Source organism: Xanthomonas hortorum, assembly GCF_011305375.1.
Taxonomy (GTDB): Bacteria; Pseudomonadota; Gammaproteobacteria; order Xanthomonadales; family Xanthomonadaceae; genus Xanthomonas; species Xanthomonas hortorum_E.
On sequence record NZ_VCME01000006.1, the window covers coordinates 56,284 to 74,778 of the forward strand.

Here is an 18,495-nt window from a genome sequence, read left to right on the forward strand (position 1 = left end):
TCCTTGATGACGGCGCCTGCGCGCCGCCGGATTGCCGTGCCGACGTCTGCCTTGCCTGTCACCTCCTCGATGCATCGTGTTTTCTGCTCCCGACATCGGAGCGCGCGCTGATGGCGATTCGTCAACTGCCCGACATCCTGATCAACCAGATTGCTGCCGGCGAAGTGGTCGAGCGGCCTGCGTCGGTGGTCAAGGAGCTGGTCGAAAACGCGCTCGATGCCGGCGCCACCCGCGTGGATATCGAGCTCGAAGAAGGCGGCGTGCGCTTGATCCGTATCCGCGACAACGGCGGCGGCATCCCGCCGGACGAACTGCCGTTGGCGGTATCGCGGCATGCCACCAGCAAGATCGCCTCGCTGGACGATCTGGAAACCGTAGCCACGCTCGGTTTTCGCGGTGAAGCCCTGCCGTCGATCGCCTCGGTCAGCCGCTTCACCCTGGTCTCGCGCCGCCACGATGCCGAACACGGCTCCGCGTTGGAAATCGAAGGCGGCCGCCTGGGCGAAGTGACGCCGCGTGCGCATGCGCCGGGCACCACGGTGGAGGTGCGCGAGCTGTTCTACAACGTGCCGGCGCGGCGCAAGTTCCTGCGTGCCGAGCGCACCGAGCTCGGGCATATCGAAGAGTGGCTGCGCTCGTTGGCACTGGCGCGGCCGGATGTGGAATTGCGGGTCTCGCACAACGGCAAACCCTCGCGCCGCTACAAGCCGGGAGATCTGTATTCGGATGCGCGTCTTGGCGAAACCTTGGGCGAGGATTTCGCCCGGCAGGCCTTGCGCGTGGATCACAGTGGCGCCGGTCTACGTCTACATGGCTGGGTCGCGCAGCCGCATTACTCGCGCGCCAGTACCGACCAGCAATATCTCTACGTCAATGGCCGCTCGGTGCGCGATCGCAGCGTGGCGCACGCGGTCAAGATGGCCTATGGCGATGTGCTGTTCCATGGCCGCCAGCCGGCGTATGTGTTGTTTCTGGAACTCGATCCGGCGCGCGTTGACGTCAATGTGCACCCGGCCAAGCATGAGGTGCGCTTCCGCGAGGCGCGGCTGATCCACGATTTCGTCTATCGCACCTTGCAGGATGCGCTGGCGCACACGCGTGCCGGCGCGATGCCAAACAGCATCGGCACGGAAGGCGCCAGCGACACAAGTGCTGCACCGAATGGAGTGGCCAACACCCCAAGCTACGGTGGCGCAACCGGCAGTGGTGGCGGCACTGGCTACGGCAACTGGACCCCATCGCAAACACCCTTGGGCCTGCGCGTGGATGAAGCGCGCGCCGCGTACAGCGCGTTGTATGCACCGCCATCCGGCAGCGCACAGCAGCAGTCCGCGGCCATGCAGACCTTCTCCGGCACCGGCTTGCCGGCAACCTCGCAAGACAGCGGTGTACCGCCGCTCGGTTATGCCGTCGCGCAATTGCATGGCATCTACATCCTGGCCGAAAACGCCGAGGGCTTGATCGTGGTGGACATGCACGCCGCGCATGAACGCATTGGTTACGAACGGCTTAAGAACGCGCACGACAGCATCGGTCTGCACGCGCAGCCGCTGCTGGTGCCGATGACGCTGGCAGTAGGCGAGCGCGAAGCCGACACCGCCGAGCGCGAAGCCGATACGCTGGCCAGCCTGGGCTTCGAGATCACCCGCGCCAGCCCGCAATCGCTGCATGTGCGCAGCATTCCCGCGCTGCTTGCCAATGCCGAGCCGGAAGCGCTGTTGCGCGATGTGCTCGGCGACCTGCGCGAACACGGTCAGAGCCGCCGCATCGCCACTGCGCGCGATGAGCTGCTGTCGACCATGGCCTGTCACGGTGCAGTGCGCGCGAATCGACGCCTCACCGTGCCCGAAATGAACGCGCTGCTGCGCGATATGGAAGCCACCGAGCGCTCCGGCCAATGCAACCATGGCCGACCGACATGGGCACGGTTTACGCTGGGCGAAATTGATCGTTGGTTTCTCAGGGGGCGTTGATGGCTGGGTTGCACAAGGGGAAACACTGGCTGCTCGGCATGCTGGTGTTCATGACGCTGGCCGGGTGCGGGCAAGACGCACCGCCGCCGGCTGCGCCCGTCGCCCTGGACAAGACATTCCTGGCCGACAACGCCGCCTGGCGCGAAGCCCGCCTGGCAGAGCTGCGTGCGCCAGACGGCTGGACCAGTCTGGTCGGCCTGCATTGGCTATCGCTGAAAGCGCATTACATCGGCAGCAGCGCCGACAGCGGCATCAAGCTGGCGGTCGGGCCGCCCAAGATGGGCATGGTGTCCAGCGAGGCCAACACGGTCTGGTTCGTGCCCGAGCGCGGTGCAGCGCTGACCGTCGATGGCAAGCCGCTGACCGGCAGGATCCGCTTCCACTCCGATGACGAGCCACAGCCGACCTTCATCCATTTCGATGACGGCAAGGGCGTGTTGAGCCTGATCCGTCGCGGCGACCGCAATGCGCTGCGGGTCAAGCATGCCGATGCACCATCGCGCACCAGCTTCGCCGGTTTGGAGTACTGGCCAGTCGATCCGTCCTGGCGTATCAGCGGACGCTACGTGCCCAACGATGTCGGCAAGACCATCCCGATGGTGGATATCGTGGGCATCAGCAGCGAGCAACCGAACGCGGGGGCAGTCGAATTCGAGCGCGACGGCAAGCCCTATCGGCTGGAAACCATCGGCGAACCGGGGCGGCCGATGTTCGTGGTGTTCGCCGACCGTACCAGCGGGCATGGGAGCTACCCGGCCGGGCGTTTTCTGGATCTGGATGTCGCCGATGCCTCCGGGCATGTGGTGATCGACTTCAATCGCGCCTACACCCCGCCGTGCGCGTTTACGCCGTTCGCGACCTGTCTGTTGCCGCCACCGGAAAACCGGATCGACCTGGCCGTGTCGGCGGGCGAGAAGGCTTACAAGGTGCCGCACTGACGTGGAGAAAATCGACGTGGTAAAGACAAGCGCGCGAACCCGATTTGCAACATGGTGCAGCAGCGCACTGATCTGCGTGGCGCTGTGGAGCGGGGCGCTGGCACCAACCTGGGCGCGTGCTGGCGGCGAGGCTGCGGCCGGACCACCGGTGCCGTTGTTGTGGAAGGTCGATGGCAAGGGCGGCACGTTGTATCTGCTGGGCTCGTTCCATGTGCTCAAGCCCAGCGATTACCCGCTGTCGCCGGATGTTATGCAGGCCTTCGCCAAGGCCGACCGGCTGGTGTTCGAACTACCGCCCTCCGATGCGCAATCGCCGGAGCTGGCCGGCCGTATGCTGCAGGCGGCACGGCGCACCGACGGGCGCCGGTTGCAGGACGCGCTCGATGCAAAAACTTGGCAGGCCTTGAGCGCCTACGCGCGCAAATACGGCATGTCGCTCGATACCCTGCAGCCACTCGAGCCCTGGTTTGTCGCCTTGACGATCAGCCTGGCCGAGATGAGCCGGCAAGGCATGGACCCGAACGCCGGTCTGGATCATTACCTGATGGAGCAGGCGCAGGCCAAGGGCAAACCGGCCCATGGCCTGGAGCGCGCCGAACAACAGATCGCCATGCTCGATGGCATGTCGCCCACCGAGCAGCATCAGTTGCTGGAAGAGTCGCTGGACGAGGCGGAGGCTACCGATCAGGTGCGTCAGCTGCACACGGCCTGGCGCAATGGCGATGTGCATACGCTGTCCACGCAAATGGCCGAAGACATGCGTCGGCAATACCCGGCGCTGTATCAGGACATCAACGTCGAGCGCAATGCGCGTTGGGTGCCGCTCCTGGAGCAACGGCTAGGTAAAGGCAGCGGAACCACGCTGGTGGTGGTCGGTACGCTGCATCTGCTGGGTAGCGACGGCGTGGTAGAGCGTCTGCGTGCACATGGCTACCACGTAGAGCGGATCTGCTCGGCCTGCGCGGAGCAGGCCGGCCGCTGATCTGGCTGCGCCGGGAGCGTGTCACGCTCCCGCGCAGCAGTCGTCTTTCAGCCGCGATTGCGGGCCTTGCCGGTGGTGCCCGTGTTGCTGGACGTGCCGTGTGTACCGGTTCCCTTGTGCGTCCCGGTGCCCATCGGGCCGCTGCCCACACCCGTGGAGCCCGGTGGTGTCGGCGGCATGCCGGGGCCACCGGGACGACCGAAGCCGGCGCCGAAATTGCGCTGGAATTCCTGCCACAACTCGAGGTTGCGCTCGGTCAGCTGATTCATCATCGCCCACGGGGTCTGCCCGAGCAGGTTGCCCATCTGCTGGCGGAACTGCTGCTGCTGATCCAGGAACACCTGCATGCTGCGCTCCAGGTAGTTGCCCATGAAGCCCTGCAGCGAGTCGCCGTAGAAACGGATGATCTGACTCAGCAACTGGGTGGAGAGCATCGGCTCGCCGTCCTGTTCGCGGTCGGCAATGATCTGCAGCAATACGGCGCGACTGAGGTCTTCCCCACTCTTGGCGTCGCGTACTTCGAATTCTTCGCCGTCGATGATGAGCTGACGCACATCCTCTATGGTGATGTAGCTGGAAATTTCCGTGTCGTAAAGACGGCGATTGGGATACTTCTTGATGATGCGAAGTCCGGCCATGGAACGTTCACTCACAACGATAGTGCGCGCAGGATGGCGCACCGCAACAGCGCTTGCAACAGCAAAAGGCCTTATTTTCTTAAGCAGACACCTAAAAAATGCTGCGCAGCATGATTTCTAAGGAAATTTCATGCTGCAGCGCGAAGGTGCAGCAAACGCTACCAGCCCATGTGATGGCCGCCGTTGATATCCAGGTTGGATCCGGTGATCCAGGCGGCCTCTTCTGCGACCAGGAATGCCACCGCATAGGCGATCTCTTCCGGGCGACCCAGCCGCCCTGTGGGAATGTCGGCAACGATCTTGGCGCGCACCTCTTCCGGCACCGCCATTACCATGTCGGTGGCCACGTAGCCTGGTGAGACAGTGTTGACGGTCACCCCGAATGCCGCGTTTTCGCGCGCCAGCGAGATCGTGAAGCCGTGCATGCCGGCCTTGGCGGCAGCGTAGTTGGCCTGCCCGTACTGGCCCTTCAATCCGTTGATGGAGCTGATCTGGATCACCCGGCCCCAGCCGCGTTTGCGCATGCCCTCGATCACCGGGCGGGTGACGTTGAAGACCGAATTGAGGTTGGTATTGATGACCTCATGCCACTGCTCGGCGGTCATGCGGTGAAAGGTGGTATCGCGGGTGATGCCGGCGTTGTTGACCAGTATTTCGATCGGCCCCAGTGAGGCTTCCACTTCTTCGATCAAGGCGCGCGCATGCTCGGAGGAGGCCACATCGCCGCGAAACAGCGCGAACTCGTAGCCCTGCGCCTGCATGCGCTGCTGCCATGCGCGGGCTTTTTCGGCATTGCGGAAATTGCTGGCGACCCGGTGCCCCTGGTCGGCCAGGCGCTTGCAGATGGCGGTGCCGATGCCGCCGGTGCCGCCGGTGATCAATGCGACGCGAGATGTCATGACGACTCCAATGAACAGATGGTGGGCGAGCGGGACGCGGACACCGGCGCCGCGCCCGGTTGCCGGTGCTGGGTCGCAATTCTAGTCACGCCGGCGCTGTGATGCGCGTTCGGTCACGTTTGGAGGCGGCGGCGGGGCAGCAGCTGGGGCGAAAAATGCTGCACGGCATGTTGCAGCAGCGTGTCGACTGCAGCATGCCGCGGCAGCGCTGCCGCGTTCTGTCCTAGTGCGGCCCAGGCGGCGTGCAGGGCCGGTAGCGGGTTGGCATCGTCCAGTGCAGGTGCGTCATGCGACTTGGATAGCTTGCGGCCGTTGCCATCCAGGATCAGCGGTAGATGCAGATAGCGCGGCTGCGGCAGGCCCAGGGCGCGCTGCAGCAGCAGCTGGCGCGGGGTGGAGTCGAGCAGGTCCGCGCCACGCACCACATCGGTGATGATTTGCGCGGCATCGTCCACCACCACTGCCAGCTGGTAGGCCCAATAGCCATCGGCGCGGCGCAGCACCACATCGCCCACCTCGGCATACACGTCCTGCACCACGCGGCCCTGCAGTGCGTCGTCGAAGCCGACCGGCGCCTGCGGCGGCACCCGCAGGCGCACCGCGCGGCGGGTACCCAGCGGCGCCACACAGGCGTGGTGGATGCCGCCCATGCCGGCAAGATCGGCGCGGCTGCAGCTGCATTCAAAGGCCAGCCCGGCCTCCAGCAACGTGGTCAGAGCGGCGGCGTACTGCGCGTCGCGATCGGATTGATACATCACCGGGATGTCCGAGTTCAGTCCGAATGCCGCCAACGTGCGCAACTGGCGTTGGGTGGCGCCGGGCTCGGCACGCGGCGGGTCGATGTCTTCGATGCGCACGCACCACTCACCGCCGGCATGCCGCGCGAGTAGCCAGCTGCCGAAGGCCGCCAGCAGGGAGCCGAAGTGCAGGGGGCCGGTGGGGGAGGGCGCAAAGCGGCCGCGGTAGCTGGGTGATGACATGGGCAGCTGAATCGTCGGTCAGATGCTTGCTTGATTTCAAGCGCTGGCGGCCGCAAATCCGCAGCAGTTCATTCCCGCATGTGTGGAGTCATCGCGCCATGTTCAACCGCATTTTCCTGTTTCTGCTGACCAATTTTGCGGTGCTGATGCTGGCCGGCATCGTGATGTCGGTGCTGGGCGTCAATCCCGCGCAGATGAGCGGCTTGTTGGTGATGGCGGCCGTGTTCGGTTTTGGTGGGTCGCTCGTTTCTTTGCTGCTGTCCAAGTTCATGGCCAAGCGCAGTACCGGCGCCCATGTCATCACCGAGCCGCGTACGCCGACCGAGCGCTGGCTGCTGGAGACCGTGCGTCGCCAGGCGCAGGCGTCCGGCATCGGCATGCCGGAGGTGGCGGTCTACGAGGGCCCGGAGATCAACGCCTTCGCCACCGGCGCCAACCGCAACAATGCCTTGGTGGCGGTGTCCACCGGCTTGCTGCAGAACATGAGCCAGGACGAGGCCGAAGCAGTGCTGGGCCACGAAATCGCGCACGTTGCCAACGGCGACATGGTGACCATGGCGCTGCTGCAAGGCGTGCTCAATACCTTCGTGATCGTGCTGGCGCGTGTGGTCGGCGGTGTTATTGACGGCGCCATCTCCAGCAATCGTGAAGGTGGCCGCGGTTTTGCGTATTACATCATCGTGTTCGCGCTGGAGATGGTATTCGGTTTGTTTGCGACCATGATCGCAATGTGGTTCTCGCGTCGCCGCGAGTTTCGCGCCGATGCCGGTGGTGCGCAGCTGGCAGGGCGCAGCAAGATGATCGCCGCGCTGGAGCGCTTGTCGCTCAATCACGGCCAGAACACCCTGCCTTCGCAGGTGCAGGCGTTCGGGATCTCCGGTGGCGTCGGCGATGGCCTGCGTCGTCTGTTCCTGAGCCATCCGCCGCTGACCGAGCGCATCGCTGCGCTGCGTGCCGCGAACGGCACTGCGCGATAAGGCGGCAATGCTGTCGATTGTCTTGAGGTGGCTGGTCAGCGCAGATAGATCGGTTGTAGAGCGGCTGATTTGCGCCCTGGCTGTAGGGCCCTTGCCCGCCCACCTCGCGCGTCCTTGTAAGCTCTTACGCGGCATCCATGCCGCGTAAGGTCCCGCGACGGTGGGCGGGCAAGGACCAGTCGAGATGGTCGGTGTGCAAGGCTTTGAGTAAAGCAGCCAGCAAACTCTCTGGTGCGGTGTCCTCGCCGATTGCGGGACCGTGTGGCGGCATGGATGCCGCTACCGAGCCCCCATGGACGGGTTCACGGCGTGTCCCGCGAACGGTGAGGGCACCGCGCCCTCGACTCACCTAGCTTTGATTGTTGGTCTTTCGCTTGCCTCGGCAAGGCCTTCAACCGAACTCGTAGTTCATCAACGGCCCGGTCGGTGCGACGAAGTCGCCTTGCACATAGTCCACGCCGGCACTGAAGAAGCTGCTCATCGACTGCGCATCGGCCACGAATTCGGCCACGGTGAGAATGCCGGCTGGTTGCGCGCGCGAGGTGATCTCGCGAATTTTTTCCTGACTTTCGCGGGCCGATGCGACATCGCCGGTGATACCGCGATCCAGCTTGAGAAAGGCCGGCTGGAAGTGCGCCAGCAGCTGGAACGAATCCAGGCCCGAACCGAATTGTTCCAGCCCCACCTTGCAGCCCATCGAAGACAGCGAGGCCAGAAACTGCTGGGCGTTGCGCAGATGCGTGAACACCTTCGATTCCGGCGTCTGCAGCCACAGCCGCTCGCCGGGCACGCCGTACACCGCCAATTGCTCGCGGATGGTGTCGATCATTTGTGGGTCGGAGAACGAGTTCGGTCCGATCCGCACCAACAGGTGTGTCTTGTGTCCGGCACGCTGCCGCTCGCCGAGCTGGCGAATCGCGCGCGCCACCACCCAGCGATCGATTTCGGTGATCAGGTCGTGCTCTTCGGCGATGGCGATAAACGCGTTCGGCGACATGATTTCGCCATTGCGTTCCAGCCGCAGAAACGCCTGGTACAACTCCACCGGTTCGCCCTGCAGGTTGAGCACAGGCTGGTAGTGCAGCGAGAAGCCATCGCCGACCAGTGCTTCGCGCAGCTGTTCTACCCAACGTTCGATGCGTTCTTCTTCGGCGCGATCAGAGGCGGCCGGGTCATAGATGCTGACCGCATTGCCGCCGAGTTCGGCAGTGGTGCGTACCGCCTCGGTGCCGCGATTGAGCACCTGGCCGATGCTGGCGATCTTTTCGCCGATCTGTACCCCGCCAATGCTCACCGTGACCGTGGCCGAGCGCGCGCCGATGCTGAACACATGTTGCGCAAATGCATCGCGCACCATTTCTGCCAATGCGTGGGTGCGCGCGTAGTTGCCGTCCATCAGCAACGCAAAGCTGTGCTCGCCGAAGCGCGCCGCCACCACGCTGTCATCCAGCACGCTGGCAACGTGCGCGGCCAGGGCGGCGATCAACGCGTCGGCCGAATCCAGGCCGATTTCGGGCAATAACCGCGCGTAATGGTCCGGCTCGATGAGCAGGAAGCCGGATTGGCCTTCGCTGCGACCGGCCCGTGCCACCGCCTGTTCCAGCGCGACCATGAAGGTCGGCCGGTTGAGCAGACCGGTGACCTGATCGCGTTGGCGCAGATCTTCGACCTCGCGTGCCAGTTCCGGGTCGAATTCCTCGCGGCGGCGGAACACCACCTGGATGCACGGCTCGCCTTCATACGTGGCGGTGGCAAATTCCATCGTCGCCGGGAAGGTGTCGCCTTCCAGCCGGCGTGCGTCGACCTTGTATTGCGCCGGTGGCGGTTCGCCTTTGGACAGCGACTTGAGCAATTGCTTGAAATCGTCCACGTACTGCGCGGCGATCATATCCAGCAACGACACGCCCTCGACATCCTCGAACGACTCGAAGCCGAACATCTCCAGATACGCCTCGTTGGCACGGATGTGCATGCCCTCGTGCACGTAGGCGATGGGGTCGCGCGAAGAGGCGATCAAGGCATCGCACCGCCGCTCGGTTTCGCGCATCTGCGCTTCGATGCGGCGCAGTCCGCGCCGGGCCTGCAGATCGGCCCATTCCGAACGCACCAGTGCCAGCAGATGCTCGGGACGATGCCGCAGCACGAGCGCGCGAATGCCGTGCGAAGCGGCCTCGACCAACGCGTTTTCTTCGATCCTTTCGGCCAGCAGAATGATCGGAATGTCCTTGCCGCTGCTCGCGATCTGCTGCTGAAGCGCGTTCATCGGAATCTGCAGCGCCTGGCCATGCAGGGCCAGATCGATCTGGCCGGACAACATGCTGGCGAGGTCTTCCAGGGTCTGCGGCCGCGATGGACGCACTGCAATGCCGCCGTTACGCAACGCGGTCACGATCGCCTCCGCGCTCTCGACACTGTCGTCGACGATCATCAGGCGGAGGGTGAGATCTTTACCTTTCTGCATGCGCGGCTTCCTGGAGACGGCTCTAAATACACGAAGGGGGTCGGAGGCGTCCATGTGTGTGGACAAGACCGCATCCGGGGTGAGACTTGGTCCACGTTTCTATCACCCAGCATAGGCTTAAGCGACGCTTCCTGCGGCGTGACCGGATGCCCATGCCCATTGAAAGTTGTAGCCGCCCAACCATCCCGTCACATCCAGCACCTCGCCGACGAAATACAAGCCGGCCACCAGACGCGACTCCATGGATGCACTGGAGACCTGGTTGGTATCGACACCGCCGAGCGTTACTTCAGCGGTACGGTAGCCTTCGGTTCCGCTGGCGACCAGCGGAAATGCGCCGAGCAGGTCGGCCGCGCCCTGCAGTTGCGGCGGATCGAGCTGACGCACCGGCTTGTCCGGCAGCCACACTTCGCACAGGCGCTGCGCAAAGCGTCGCGGCAGCACATCGGCCAGTACATTGCGCAGTTCTGTGGCGCCGCGTTGGTTTTTTTGTTCGCGCAACCAGGCTGCAGCATCCTGGCCGGGCAGCAGGTCCAGGCGCAGATCATCGCCGGGCTGCCAAAACGAGGAGATCTGCAGGATCGCCGGGCCACTGACGCCGCGGTGGGTAACCAGCATGAAATTGCGAAAGCTGACCCCGTTGCAGTGCGCCTCGACCGGCAAGGCCAGCCCGGACAACTCCCGCAGTCGCTCCTGATGCTTGCCACTCAGCGTCAGCGGAACCAGCCCGGCGCGTGTCGGCAGCAGCTCGTGGCCAAACTGTTTGGCCAGCGTATAGCCGAAGCCGCTGGCGCCCATGCTCGGAATCGACAGCCCGCCGGTGGCCACGATCAGCGATTGCGCCTGCACGCGTCCCTGGCTGGTTTCGATGCTGAAGCCATCACTGTCGCGCCGCACCGAGCGTACTTCGCACTCGGTACGCACCTGCACGCCAGCTGCTTCGCATTCGTCCAGCAACATGCGCACGATCTGCTTGGACGAGATGTCGCAGAACAGCTGGCCCAGCTCTTTCTCGTGATAGGCGATGCCGTGGCGCTCGACCATTTCCACGAAATCCGCCGGGCTGTAGCGGGCCAGCGCGGATTTGCAGAAGTGCCGATTGGCCGACAAAAAGTTGCCTGGCGTGGTGCCGGTATTGGTGAAGTTGCAGCGCCCGCCACCGGACATCAGGATCTTCTTGCCGACCTTGTTGGCGTGGTCGATCACCAGCACCTGGCGGCCACGTCGGCCGGCGGTGAAGGCACTCATCAGTCCGGCCGCGCCGGCACCGATGACCAGCACGTCGTAACGCGTGCTCATTCGGCCGGGGCTTGCCGCACCATCGGGGTCAGGGTGACGTTGCCCTGATCTGCGAGCATCTGCACCTCGCCGTCCTGGATGATCACATCGAAGCGCATGCCGCGCTGGATCAGGGCGCCAAGCGCCTCGGTGGCCTGTGAATCGAGCTCCAGCACGCGCAGGTTGCGTTGCCGGCCGAGCGCATTGGCCTGCTTCTTCCACCAGGTTTCTGTGGCCTGGCCGCCGTAGCCGATCACCACTGCCTCACGCGAGCGATTGCAGGCCTTGCGCACGCGGCTTTCGTCCGGCTGGCCGAGGTCGATCCACAGATCCGGGTCGCCGGTGTAATCGCGCCGCCACAGGTCGGGCTCGTCGTCGTTGCTCAGCCCGCGGCCGAACTCCAGACGGTCGTCGGCAAACAGCGCGAACGCCAGCAGCCGCACCATCAGGCGCTCGTCGGTTTCGGAGGGGTGCTGGGCCAGGGTCAGTGAATGGTTGGCGTAATAGCCACGGTCCATGTCGCTGATCTGAAGTTCCGCCCTGCGGACGGTGGCGGTAAGAGCCATCAGGATGCCGGTTGCAAAGGGCGCCTATGATACGCCCCCGCTGCAAGCCCGGCGTGCTGGCGCTAGGCGCGCGGTTGCGCGGCCAGCCAGCGGTCCAGTTGCGCAGCAAACGCCTGGCGGTCGCGTGCATGCAGCGCAGGCGGCCCACCGGTGGCGACGCCGGCACCGCGCAGTTCTTCCAGAAAGCTGCGTACCGACAGGCGCTCCTTGATGGAGTTGTCGGTGAATGGCTCGCCGCGCGGGCTGATGGCGGTCGCGCCTTGCTCCAGGACACGGGCAGCCAATGGAATGTCCTGCGTGACGACAAGATCGCCGGCGGCAACCCGTTCGGCAATGGCATCATCGGCCGCGTCCGGTCCGCCCGGAACCTGGACGGCGCGCACATGCGCCAGGCGGGGCGTGGGCAGGAAATGATTGGCGACCAGGGTCACTGCGGTGCCGGTGCGCACGGCAGCTCTAAACAAGATGTCGCGGACCACGGCAGGACAGGCATCAGCATCGACCCAGATCTGCGCCTGGGTTGGCGTACTCGGCGTATTCATGAGGTGATATCGATAGGGAAGGGACCTGACATGCGGTCGGATTTGGCCCGATAGTAAAAATTTTGACGCGGGGTGTCGCTTTTTATTGGAATCGCGAGTATTGTGCACGCACTGTGTTTGCAAGGGTCACCGTGAATCGTGGCCTGATGCAGCCGGATCGTTACAGATCTCGCTTCATCGTTCCGCTTTACCAACGCCTGCAACTCAGTCTCAGCTCCGGCTTTTCGGACGCTGCGATTTATCCATCTATAGTTCAGGAGTTTGTAAATGTCAGATCGTCAGAGCGGTACCGTGAAGTGGTTCAATGATGCCAAGGGCTTCGGCTTCATCACCCCGGAAAGCGGCCCGGACCTGTTCGTGCACTTCCGTGCCATCCAGGGCACCGGCTTCAAGTCGCTGCAGGAAGGCCAGAAGGTCACCTTCGTCGCCGTGCAGGGCCAGAAGGGCATGCAGGCTGACCAGGTGCAGGCGGTCTAATCCGTCTGCAACCGTAAGGTTGCCAAAAACGCCGATCGCGCAAGCGATCGGCGTTTTTTATTGGGCGTCTTTTGAGCAATGCGTTTGCATCGTCAGCAGCGGGGGCCTGCAGGCGCGAGTGAGCGCGGCGACGACGCAGGGATGGGTAGGATGTGCGCTTTCCGCGCGCAACCCTTCTCATGATCACTGTCCACCATCTCAATAATTCCCGTTCCCAGCGCGTGCTGTGGCTGCTGGAAGAACTGGCGCTGCCGTACCAGATCGTGCGGCATGAGCGCGACCCCAAGACCATGCTGGCACCGGCCGCATTGCGTGCGATCCATCCGCTGGGCAAATCACCCCTGATCGTGGATGGCGATCTGACCGTGGCCGAGTCCGGCGCGATCATGGAGTATCTGACCGAACGCTACGACACCGAATGCGCCCTGTCGCCATCGCCGCGTCCGCAGGATTCGCCGGAGCGCATGCAGTTCCGCTACTGGATGCATTACGCCGAAGGCTCGGCGATGCCGCCGTTGTTGATGACGCTGATCTTCGCGCGCATTCGCAGTGCGCCGATGCCGTTCTTCGTCAAGCCCATTGCACGCGCGATTGCGGACAAGGCGATGTCGGGCTTCGTCAGCCCGCAACTCAAGCTGCATCTGGACTGGATGGAGCAATCCCTGCAGGCCAGCAACTGGTTCGCCGGTGAGCGCTTTACTGCGGCTGACATCCAGATGAGCTTTCCGGTGCAGGCCGCCGCGGCCCGTGGTGGCGGGTTTGAAAATTACCCGCGTTTGCGCGCGTTTCTGGAGCGGATCGAAGCGCGGCCGGCATATCAGGCCGCGCTGAAAAAAGGTGGCCCGTTCGAGCTGATGGGGCGCAAGTCCCCAGAGTAATGCTGGCAGCGGCTTGCCGAGCCGTAATGCTGCGGCAAGCAGCGATCACTTTGCTTGCCGCCATTCGTCTGGGTTTGCGACTCCCCAATCCCGACGTCCCAATCCCGCGCGCAACCACCTGCGCGGCGACGTCCAGACCTCAGGGCGCGTGACACTGCCGCAGGAACTGCAAGGTGTCGTGCATCACTTGCGAGTCCTTGCGGAGTGACAGCACCAAGCCCATATGGCCCATTCCTGGATAAAAAATGCTGTGTGCCTGGACCCCCACCTGTTGTTCGGCGGCCGCGAGAACCGTGCTGTTACGCGGTTCCACCACGTGGTCGGCATCGCCGTGCAGCAGCAACATCGGCGGCTCGTCCCCATCCACATGACGAATGGGTTGCGAGGCTTCCTGTTCAGCAGGTGAGGTGCCGAAGATCTGGATCAATTCAGGGTCGGTCATCGGCGAGAAGTCGTAAGGGCCTGCGAGGCCGACGAAACCGCAGAGTTGGCGTGGTTGCATGCCCTGTGCCTGCAGCCATCGGCGATCGGTGGCGAGCAGTCCGGCGATGTGCGCACCGGCGGAGTGGCCCATCACCGCCAGGCGGGCAGGGTCTCCGCCGTAGGCGCGTGCGTGCTGATGGCTCCAGGCGGTAGCCTGTGCGGCATCGGTCATGAAGCCGTCCAGCCGGACCTGCGGATACTTTCGATAGTCGGCCACCATCACCACCATGCCCTCGCGGGCCAGCGAGCGACCGACCCAGCGATAGTTGGCGCGGGCGCCACGCTTCCAGGTGCCGCCGTAGAAGAACACCACCACCGGCGCATCGACGGCGCCGCGCGGTTGGTAGACGTCCAGCGCCAGGCCGTGCTCCGGGTCGAAGACCTCGTTGCGGTGTTCGATGACGCCAGTGCGGCTGGATGCAGCGTTGATGCCGCCGAAGAACACGCTGCTGCAGCCACTCAGGCTTAACGCGCCGAGGAGCAAAAGGGCAGGGCGAAACCAGCGGGAAGTGTGCAAGCGCATGGATAGGGTCGCTGTAATAACTGAAGAGGAATGAATCTGCGGCTGTTGTGATGTGCGAGTGCGGCTGGATGCTGGCAGTTCAGCGTGTCTGGAATGGGGATACGAGGCCGGTAGCGAATAGGATGCGCGGTTCACCCATGCGAAGTTCACCCGCTCTGGCCTAGGCTTGTCGCCATGACAGATATCCAGTTCGATAACCGCCTGCGTCAGCAGTTGCCTGGTGATCCCGAAGAAGGGTCGCGTCGCCGGGATGTGGTCGCTGCCTGGTCGTCGGTGTCGCCGACGCCGGTCGCAGCGCCAAGGCTGCTCGCCTATTCCGCCGAGATGGCGCAGCAACTCGGGCTGGACGAGGCCGAGATGGCCAGTGCCCGTTTTGCCGAGGTGTTTGGCGGCAACGCGTTGTATCCGGGCATGCAGCCGTGGGCGGTCAATTACGGCGGGCACCAGTTCGGGCATTGGGCCGGCCAGCTCGGCGATGGCCGGGCCATTTCGCTGGGCGAGGCGATCGGGGTCGATGGTGGTCGCTACGAATTGCAGCTCAAGGGCGCCGGTCCCACGCCTTACTCACGCGGCGCCGATGGGCGCGCCGTGCTGCGCTCGTCGATTCGTGAATTCCTGTGTAGCGAAGCGATGCACCATCTGGGTGTGCCGACCACGCGCGCACTGAGCCTGGTCACGACCGGCGATGCAGTGGTGCGCGACATGTTTTACGACGGTCGCCCGCAGCGCGAGCCCGGCGCCATCGTATGCCGGGTGGCGCCATCGTTCATTCGCTTCGGCAATTTCGAATTGCCCAGTGCGCGCGGGGATAGCGCGCTGCTGCGGCAGTGGGCGGATTTCACCATTGCACGCGATTTCCCGGAGTTGAAAGGTGCTGGCGAGAATCTGTACGCGGCCTGGTTTGCGCAGGTCTGCGAGCGCACCGCCGTGATGGTGGCGCACTGGATGCGGGTCGGTTTCGTGCATGGGGTGATGAACACCGACAACATGTCGATCCTGGGCCTGACCATCGATTACGGCCCATATGGCTGGGTCGACGACTACGACCCGGACTGGACGCCGAATACCACCGACGCGCAGGGCCGGCGTTACCGCTTCGGCACCCAGCCGCAAGTGGCGTACTGGAACCTGGGACGCCTGGCGCAAGCGCTGGCGCCGCTGTTTGCCGATGCGGCGCCGTTGCAGCAGGGGCTGGACCACTTCCGCGATACCTACCTGGGCTGCGACCGCCGCGACACCGCGGCCAAGCTGGGTCTGGCCGACTGCCGCGACGAGGATCTGCACTTGATCGATGCGCTGCGTGAATTGATGCACGCGGGCGAGATGGACATGACGCTGACATTTCGTGGCCTGATCGAGTGGTCGCCGGAGCATCCCGACCCGGAGCTGCTGCGCGAAGCGTTCTACGACCAGGACAAGTGCCTTGCGCACGCCGGACAGTTGCAGGAATGGCTGCAACGCTATGCCACACGGCTGGGTCAAGACACGCTATCGCCGGACCAACGCCGCGAACGCATGCGCCTGGCCAACCCGCGCTACGTGCTGCGCAACTATCTGGCGCAGCGGGCGATCGATCTGGCAGAGCAGGGCGATCCCTCCGGCGTGCAGGAATTGCTCGAGGTCATGCGCCGGCCCTACGACGACCAACCGGGCCGCGATGCGTTTGCCGCGCGGCGGCCGGAGTGGGCGCGTGACCGCGCCGGCTGCTCGATGCTGTCGTGCAGTTCCTGACGCACTCAGATGCACGTATGTCGTAAACGCGGCGTCACGGGTCTGCGCAGCCTAGAATAGGGTGGTCCCCACCGGCCTTGACGCCATCGCCACCATGACTGACTGCACCCGCTGCGCCGGCAATACTTCTTCCGGACCCAACCATTGGGCTGAACGGATCCGCGACATCGCCGACTTTCCCAAGCAGGGCATCGTCTTCAAGGATATTACCCCGCTACTGTCGGACGGCCCGGACTTTGCCTCGGCGCTGGACGAAATGGCGCAGCCCTGGCGCACCACGCCGCTGGACGCGGTCCTGGGCATCGAGGCGCGCGGTTTCATTCTGGGCGCGGCGCTGGCGCGCGAACTGCGCACCGGTTTTGTGCCGGTGCGTAAGCCAGGCAAGCTGCCCGGACGGACGTTGGTCCAGGAATACGCGCTGGAATACGGCACCGATCGCATCGAAATGCACGAAGACGCGTTGCCGCGCGGCGCGCGCGTGTTGATCGTCGATGACGTGCTCGCCACCGGCGGCACGCTGCGCGCGGCGCTGGGGCTTGCTGCACAGCTGGAACTGGAAATCGTCGGTGCGGCGGTGCTGGTCGAGTTGCTGGCGCTGCAGGGCCGCAGCAAGTGGGCCGATGACGTGCCGTTGCTGGCCACGTTGAGCTACTGATTCATACAGACCGCCGCTCGAGCGTCTGGCGACATGGATGCGCGAGAGTGCGCATCCATGTAGATGGTGCGGGGCAGGCGCTTCAGTCCTTCCGCTTGATCGTATGGCCGGCAGGGTATCTGCCGGGCCGCTGATTACAGCTTGCTGACCCGAAACCGGCGTCCCTTGATCTTGCCCGCATGCAGATGCGCCAGTGCCTTGGCAACGTGCGCGCGGGCGATGGCGACATAAGAGCGGGTGGGGTAGATCGCGATCTTGCCGATCGCCGCGCCCGAGAGCCCGGCTTCGCCAGTCAACGCGCCCAGGATGTCGCCAGCGCGCAGTTTGTTGGTCTTGCCGCCATCAATGCGCAGCGTGGTCATGGCCGCCTGCGGCAGCTGCGCCGGGCGCGCGGTGGCCAACGGTGCACGCGACCACTTCAACGGCTGGCCTTGTTCGGCTTCCAGTGCCTGCGCGCGGCCGGTCTCGCGTGAGGCCACCAGGCTAAGCGCCAACCCGCGCTTGCCCGCGCGTGCGGTGCGGCCGATGCGGTGGCGGTAGGTTTCGGTATCGGTGGGCAGCTCGTAATTGACCACCGCCGCCAGGTCTTCCACATCCAGCCCGCGCGCGGCCACATCGCTGGCCACCAGCACGTTGCAGCTGCGGTTGACGAAGCGCACCAGCACTTCGTCGCGGTCGCGCTGCTCCATGTCGCCATGCAGGGCCAGCGCAGAGAAGCCGAATTCCTGCAGCGACCCAGCCACTTCGTCCACTTCCTTGCGAGTATTGCAGAACACCACGCTGGACTCGGGATTGAAGCGCAGCAGCAGCCCGGCGACGGCTTTCTGTCGATAGGTCGGGTCGACCTCGAAGAATTGCTGGTCGATTTCCGGCGCGTTATCGGCGCCTTCGACGGTGATTTCGATCGGATCCTTCAGGATCTCGCGCGCCAGCGTGCGGATGATGTCCGGGAAGGTGGCCGAAAACAGCAGGCTCTGACGGTGTTTGTCGCAGCGGCTGGCGATCTCGCGGATGGGTTCTTCGAAGCCCATGTCGAGCATGCGGTCGGCCTCGTCCAGCACCAGCGTGCGTACGCCACCCAGATGCAGTGCGCGCTTGCGGGCCAGTTCCTGGATGCGTCCGGGCGTGCCGACCACCACTTGCGGGTCGTGCGCTTCCAGCGAGGCCAGTTGCGGGCCCAGCGGCATGCCGCCGGTCAGTACCACCAGTTTCATGTTCGGAATGCCGGTGGCCAGCTTGCGCAGCTGCTTGCCAACCTGATCGGCCAGCTCGCGGGTGGGGCATAGCACCAGCGCCTGCGCGCGTGTCAATGCGGGATCTAGCTTTTGCAGCAGGCCCAGCCCGAAGGCAGCGGTCTTGCCGCTACCGGTCGGCGCCTGGGCGATGACGTCGAGCCCTTGCAGGATCGGCGGCAGGCTCTGCGCCTGGATGGGAGTAAGCACGGTGTAGCCAAGGGCGTCGATGCCGGGGGCCAGGGCCGGCGACAGCGGCAGCGCGGAGAATTCGTTCATGGG

At 64.5% G+C, this 18,495-nt stretch carries 17 protein-coding genes; 8 read left to right on the forward strand and 9 right to left on the reverse strand.

All coding sequences use genetic code 11. The annotated features are described in order from the left end of the window. The first annotated feature begins 110 nt into the window (after positions 1-110). The 3 genes from mutL to FFY45_RS06430 are packed head-to-tail and all read left to right on the forward strand — an operon-like array spanning position 111 to position 3,893. Positions 111-1,973 (forward strand): DNA mismatch repair endonuclease MutL, encoded by a 1,863-nt coding sequence (gene mutL / locus FFY45_RS06420; RefSeq protein ID WP_176339810.1) that lies wholly within the window; start codon positions 111-113, stop codon positions 1,971-1,973. Then, positions 1,973-2,911 carry a DUF1684 domain-containing protein gene (locus FFY45_RS06425; RefSeq protein ID WP_176339811.1) on the forward strand — a complete coding sequence of 313 codons (939 nt, stop codon included), beginning with the start codon at positions 1,973-1,975 and terminating at the stop codon, positions 2,909-2,911. Before mutL ends, FFY45_RS06425 begins: the two co-directional genes overlap by 1 nt. Before the next feature lie 16 nt (positions 2,912-2,927). Continuing rightward, complete coding sequence (locus FFY45_RS06430; RefSeq protein WP_439333514.1) at positions 2,928-3,893, forward strand: TraB/GumN family protein; 966 nt, start codon at positions 2,928-2,930, stop codon at positions 3,891-3,893. A gap of 47 nt (positions 3,894-3,940) precedes the next feature. On the opposite strand, the gene phaR is transcribed toward FFY45_RS06430, so the two are convergent. The 3 genes from phaR to gluQRS form a co-directional block, all read right to left on the reverse strand. Then, the gene (phaR, locus tag FFY45_RS06435; protein ID WP_006452176.1) at positions 3,941-4,531 is read right to left on the reverse strand and encodes a polyhydroxyalkanoate synthesis repressor PhaR; all 591 of its coding nucleotides are present in this window, start codon (positions 4,529-4,531) and stop codon (positions 3,941-3,943) included. Positions 4,532-4,689: 158 nt separating this feature from the next. Then, positions 4,690-5,430: a beta-ketoacyl-ACP reductase gene (locus tag FFY45_RS06440; protein ID WP_115040190.1), complete on the reverse strand. Its 741-nt coding sequence runs from the start codon at positions 5,428-5,430 to the stop codon at positions 4,690-4,692. A gap of 113 nt (positions 5,431-5,543) precedes the next feature. After that, a complete protein-coding gene (gluQRS, locus tag FFY45_RS06445) occupies positions 5,544-6,410 on the reverse strand; it encodes a tRNA glutamyl-Q(34) synthetase GluQRS (protein ID WP_176339812.1) in 867 nt (288 codons plus the stop codon). 98 nt (positions 6,411-6,508) lie between these two features. Between gluQRS and htpX the strand changes: the two genes are divergently transcribed. After that, the gene (htpX, locus tag FFY45_RS06450) at positions 6,509-7,387 is read left to right on the forward strand and encodes a protease HtpX (RefSeq protein WP_176339813.1); all 879 of its coding nucleotides are present in this window, start codon (positions 6,509-6,511) and stop codon (positions 7,385-7,387) included. Between the two features lie 391 nt (positions 7,388-7,778). On the opposite strand, the gene FFY45_RS06455 is transcribed toward htpX, so the two are convergent. The 4 genes from FFY45_RS06455 to FFY45_RS06470 all read right to left on the reverse strand — a co-directional run bounded on the left by FFY45_RS06455 (position 7,779) and on the right by FFY45_RS06470 (position 12,234). Then, positions 7,779-9,848 (reverse strand): GGDEF/EAL domain-containing response regulator, encoded by a 2,070-nt coding sequence (locus FFY45_RS06455; protein ID WP_074057331.1) that lies wholly within the window; start codon positions 9,846-9,848, stop codon positions 7,779-7,781. A gap of 117 nt (positions 9,849-9,965) precedes the next feature. After that, positions 9,966-11,147, reverse strand: coding sequence for a BaiN/RdsA family NAD(P)/FAD-dependent oxidoreductase (locus tag FFY45_RS06460; protein ID WP_176339814.1), 1,182 nt, complete (start codon positions 11,145-11,147; stop codon positions 9,966-9,968). Next, positions 11,144-11,692 (reverse strand): YaeQ family protein, encoded by a 549-nt coding sequence (locus FFY45_RS06465; RefSeq protein ID WP_168957367.1) that lies wholly within the window; start codon positions 11,690-11,692, stop codon positions 11,144-11,146. Before FFY45_RS06465 ends, FFY45_RS06460 begins: the two co-directional genes overlap by 4 nt. A gap of 62 nt (positions 11,693-11,754) precedes the next feature. Continuing rightward, entirely contained in the window at positions 11,755-12,234 is a 480-nt protein-coding gene (locus tag FFY45_RS06470; RefSeq protein WP_176339815.1) for a YaiI/YqxD family protein, read from the reverse strand. Positions 12,235-12,501: 267 nt separating this feature from the next. On the opposite strand from FFY45_RS06470, the gene FFY45_RS06475 reads away from it, so the two are divergent. Together FFY45_RS06475 and FFY45_RS06480 are read left to right on the forward strand one after the other, a co-directional pair. After that, positions 12,502-12,711: a cold-shock protein gene (locus FFY45_RS06475; protein ID WP_006451993.1), complete on the forward strand. Its 210-nt coding sequence runs from the start codon at positions 12,502-12,504 to the stop codon at positions 12,709-12,711. A 179-nt stretch (positions 12,712-12,890) separates the two neighbouring features. Continuing rightward, positions 12,891-13,589 carry a glutathione S-transferase gene (locus FFY45_RS06480; RefSeq protein WP_176339816.1) on the forward strand — a complete coding sequence of 233 codons (699 nt, stop codon included), beginning with the start codon at positions 12,891-12,893 and terminating at the stop codon, positions 13,587-13,589. Between the two features lie 139 nt (positions 13,590-13,728). On the opposite strand, the gene FFY45_RS06485 is transcribed toward FFY45_RS06480, so the two are convergent. Then, entirely contained in the window at positions 13,729-14,595 is an 867-nt protein-coding gene (locus FFY45_RS06485) for an alpha/beta hydrolase (protein WP_176339980.1), read from the reverse strand. 174 nt (positions 14,596-14,769) lie between these two features. Between FFY45_RS06485 and FFY45_RS06490 the strand changes: the two genes are divergently transcribed. Both FFY45_RS06490 and FFY45_RS06495 read left to right on the forward strand, forming a co-directional pair. After that, on the forward strand, positions 14,770-16,326 hold the full coding sequence (locus FFY45_RS06490) for a protein adenylyltransferase SelO (RefSeq protein WP_176339817.1): 1,557 nt from the start codon (positions 14,770-14,772) through the stop codon (positions 16,324-16,326). Positions 16,327-16,420: 94 nt separating this feature from the next. Next, entirely contained in the window at positions 16,421-16,981 is a 561-nt protein-coding gene (locus FFY45_RS06495; protein ID WP_104550041.1) for an adenine phosphoribosyltransferase, read from the forward strand. A gap of 134 nt (positions 16,982-17,115) precedes the next feature. Here the strand turns inward: FFY45_RS06495 and dbpA are convergent, their stop codons facing one another. Then, complete coding sequence (gene dbpA, locus FFY45_RS06500) at positions 17,116-18,492, reverse strand: ATP-dependent RNA helicase DbpA (RefSeq protein WP_176339818.1); 1,377 nt, start codon at positions 18,490-18,492, stop codon at positions 17,116-17,118. Positions 18,493-18,495 lie beyond the last annotated feature (3 nt).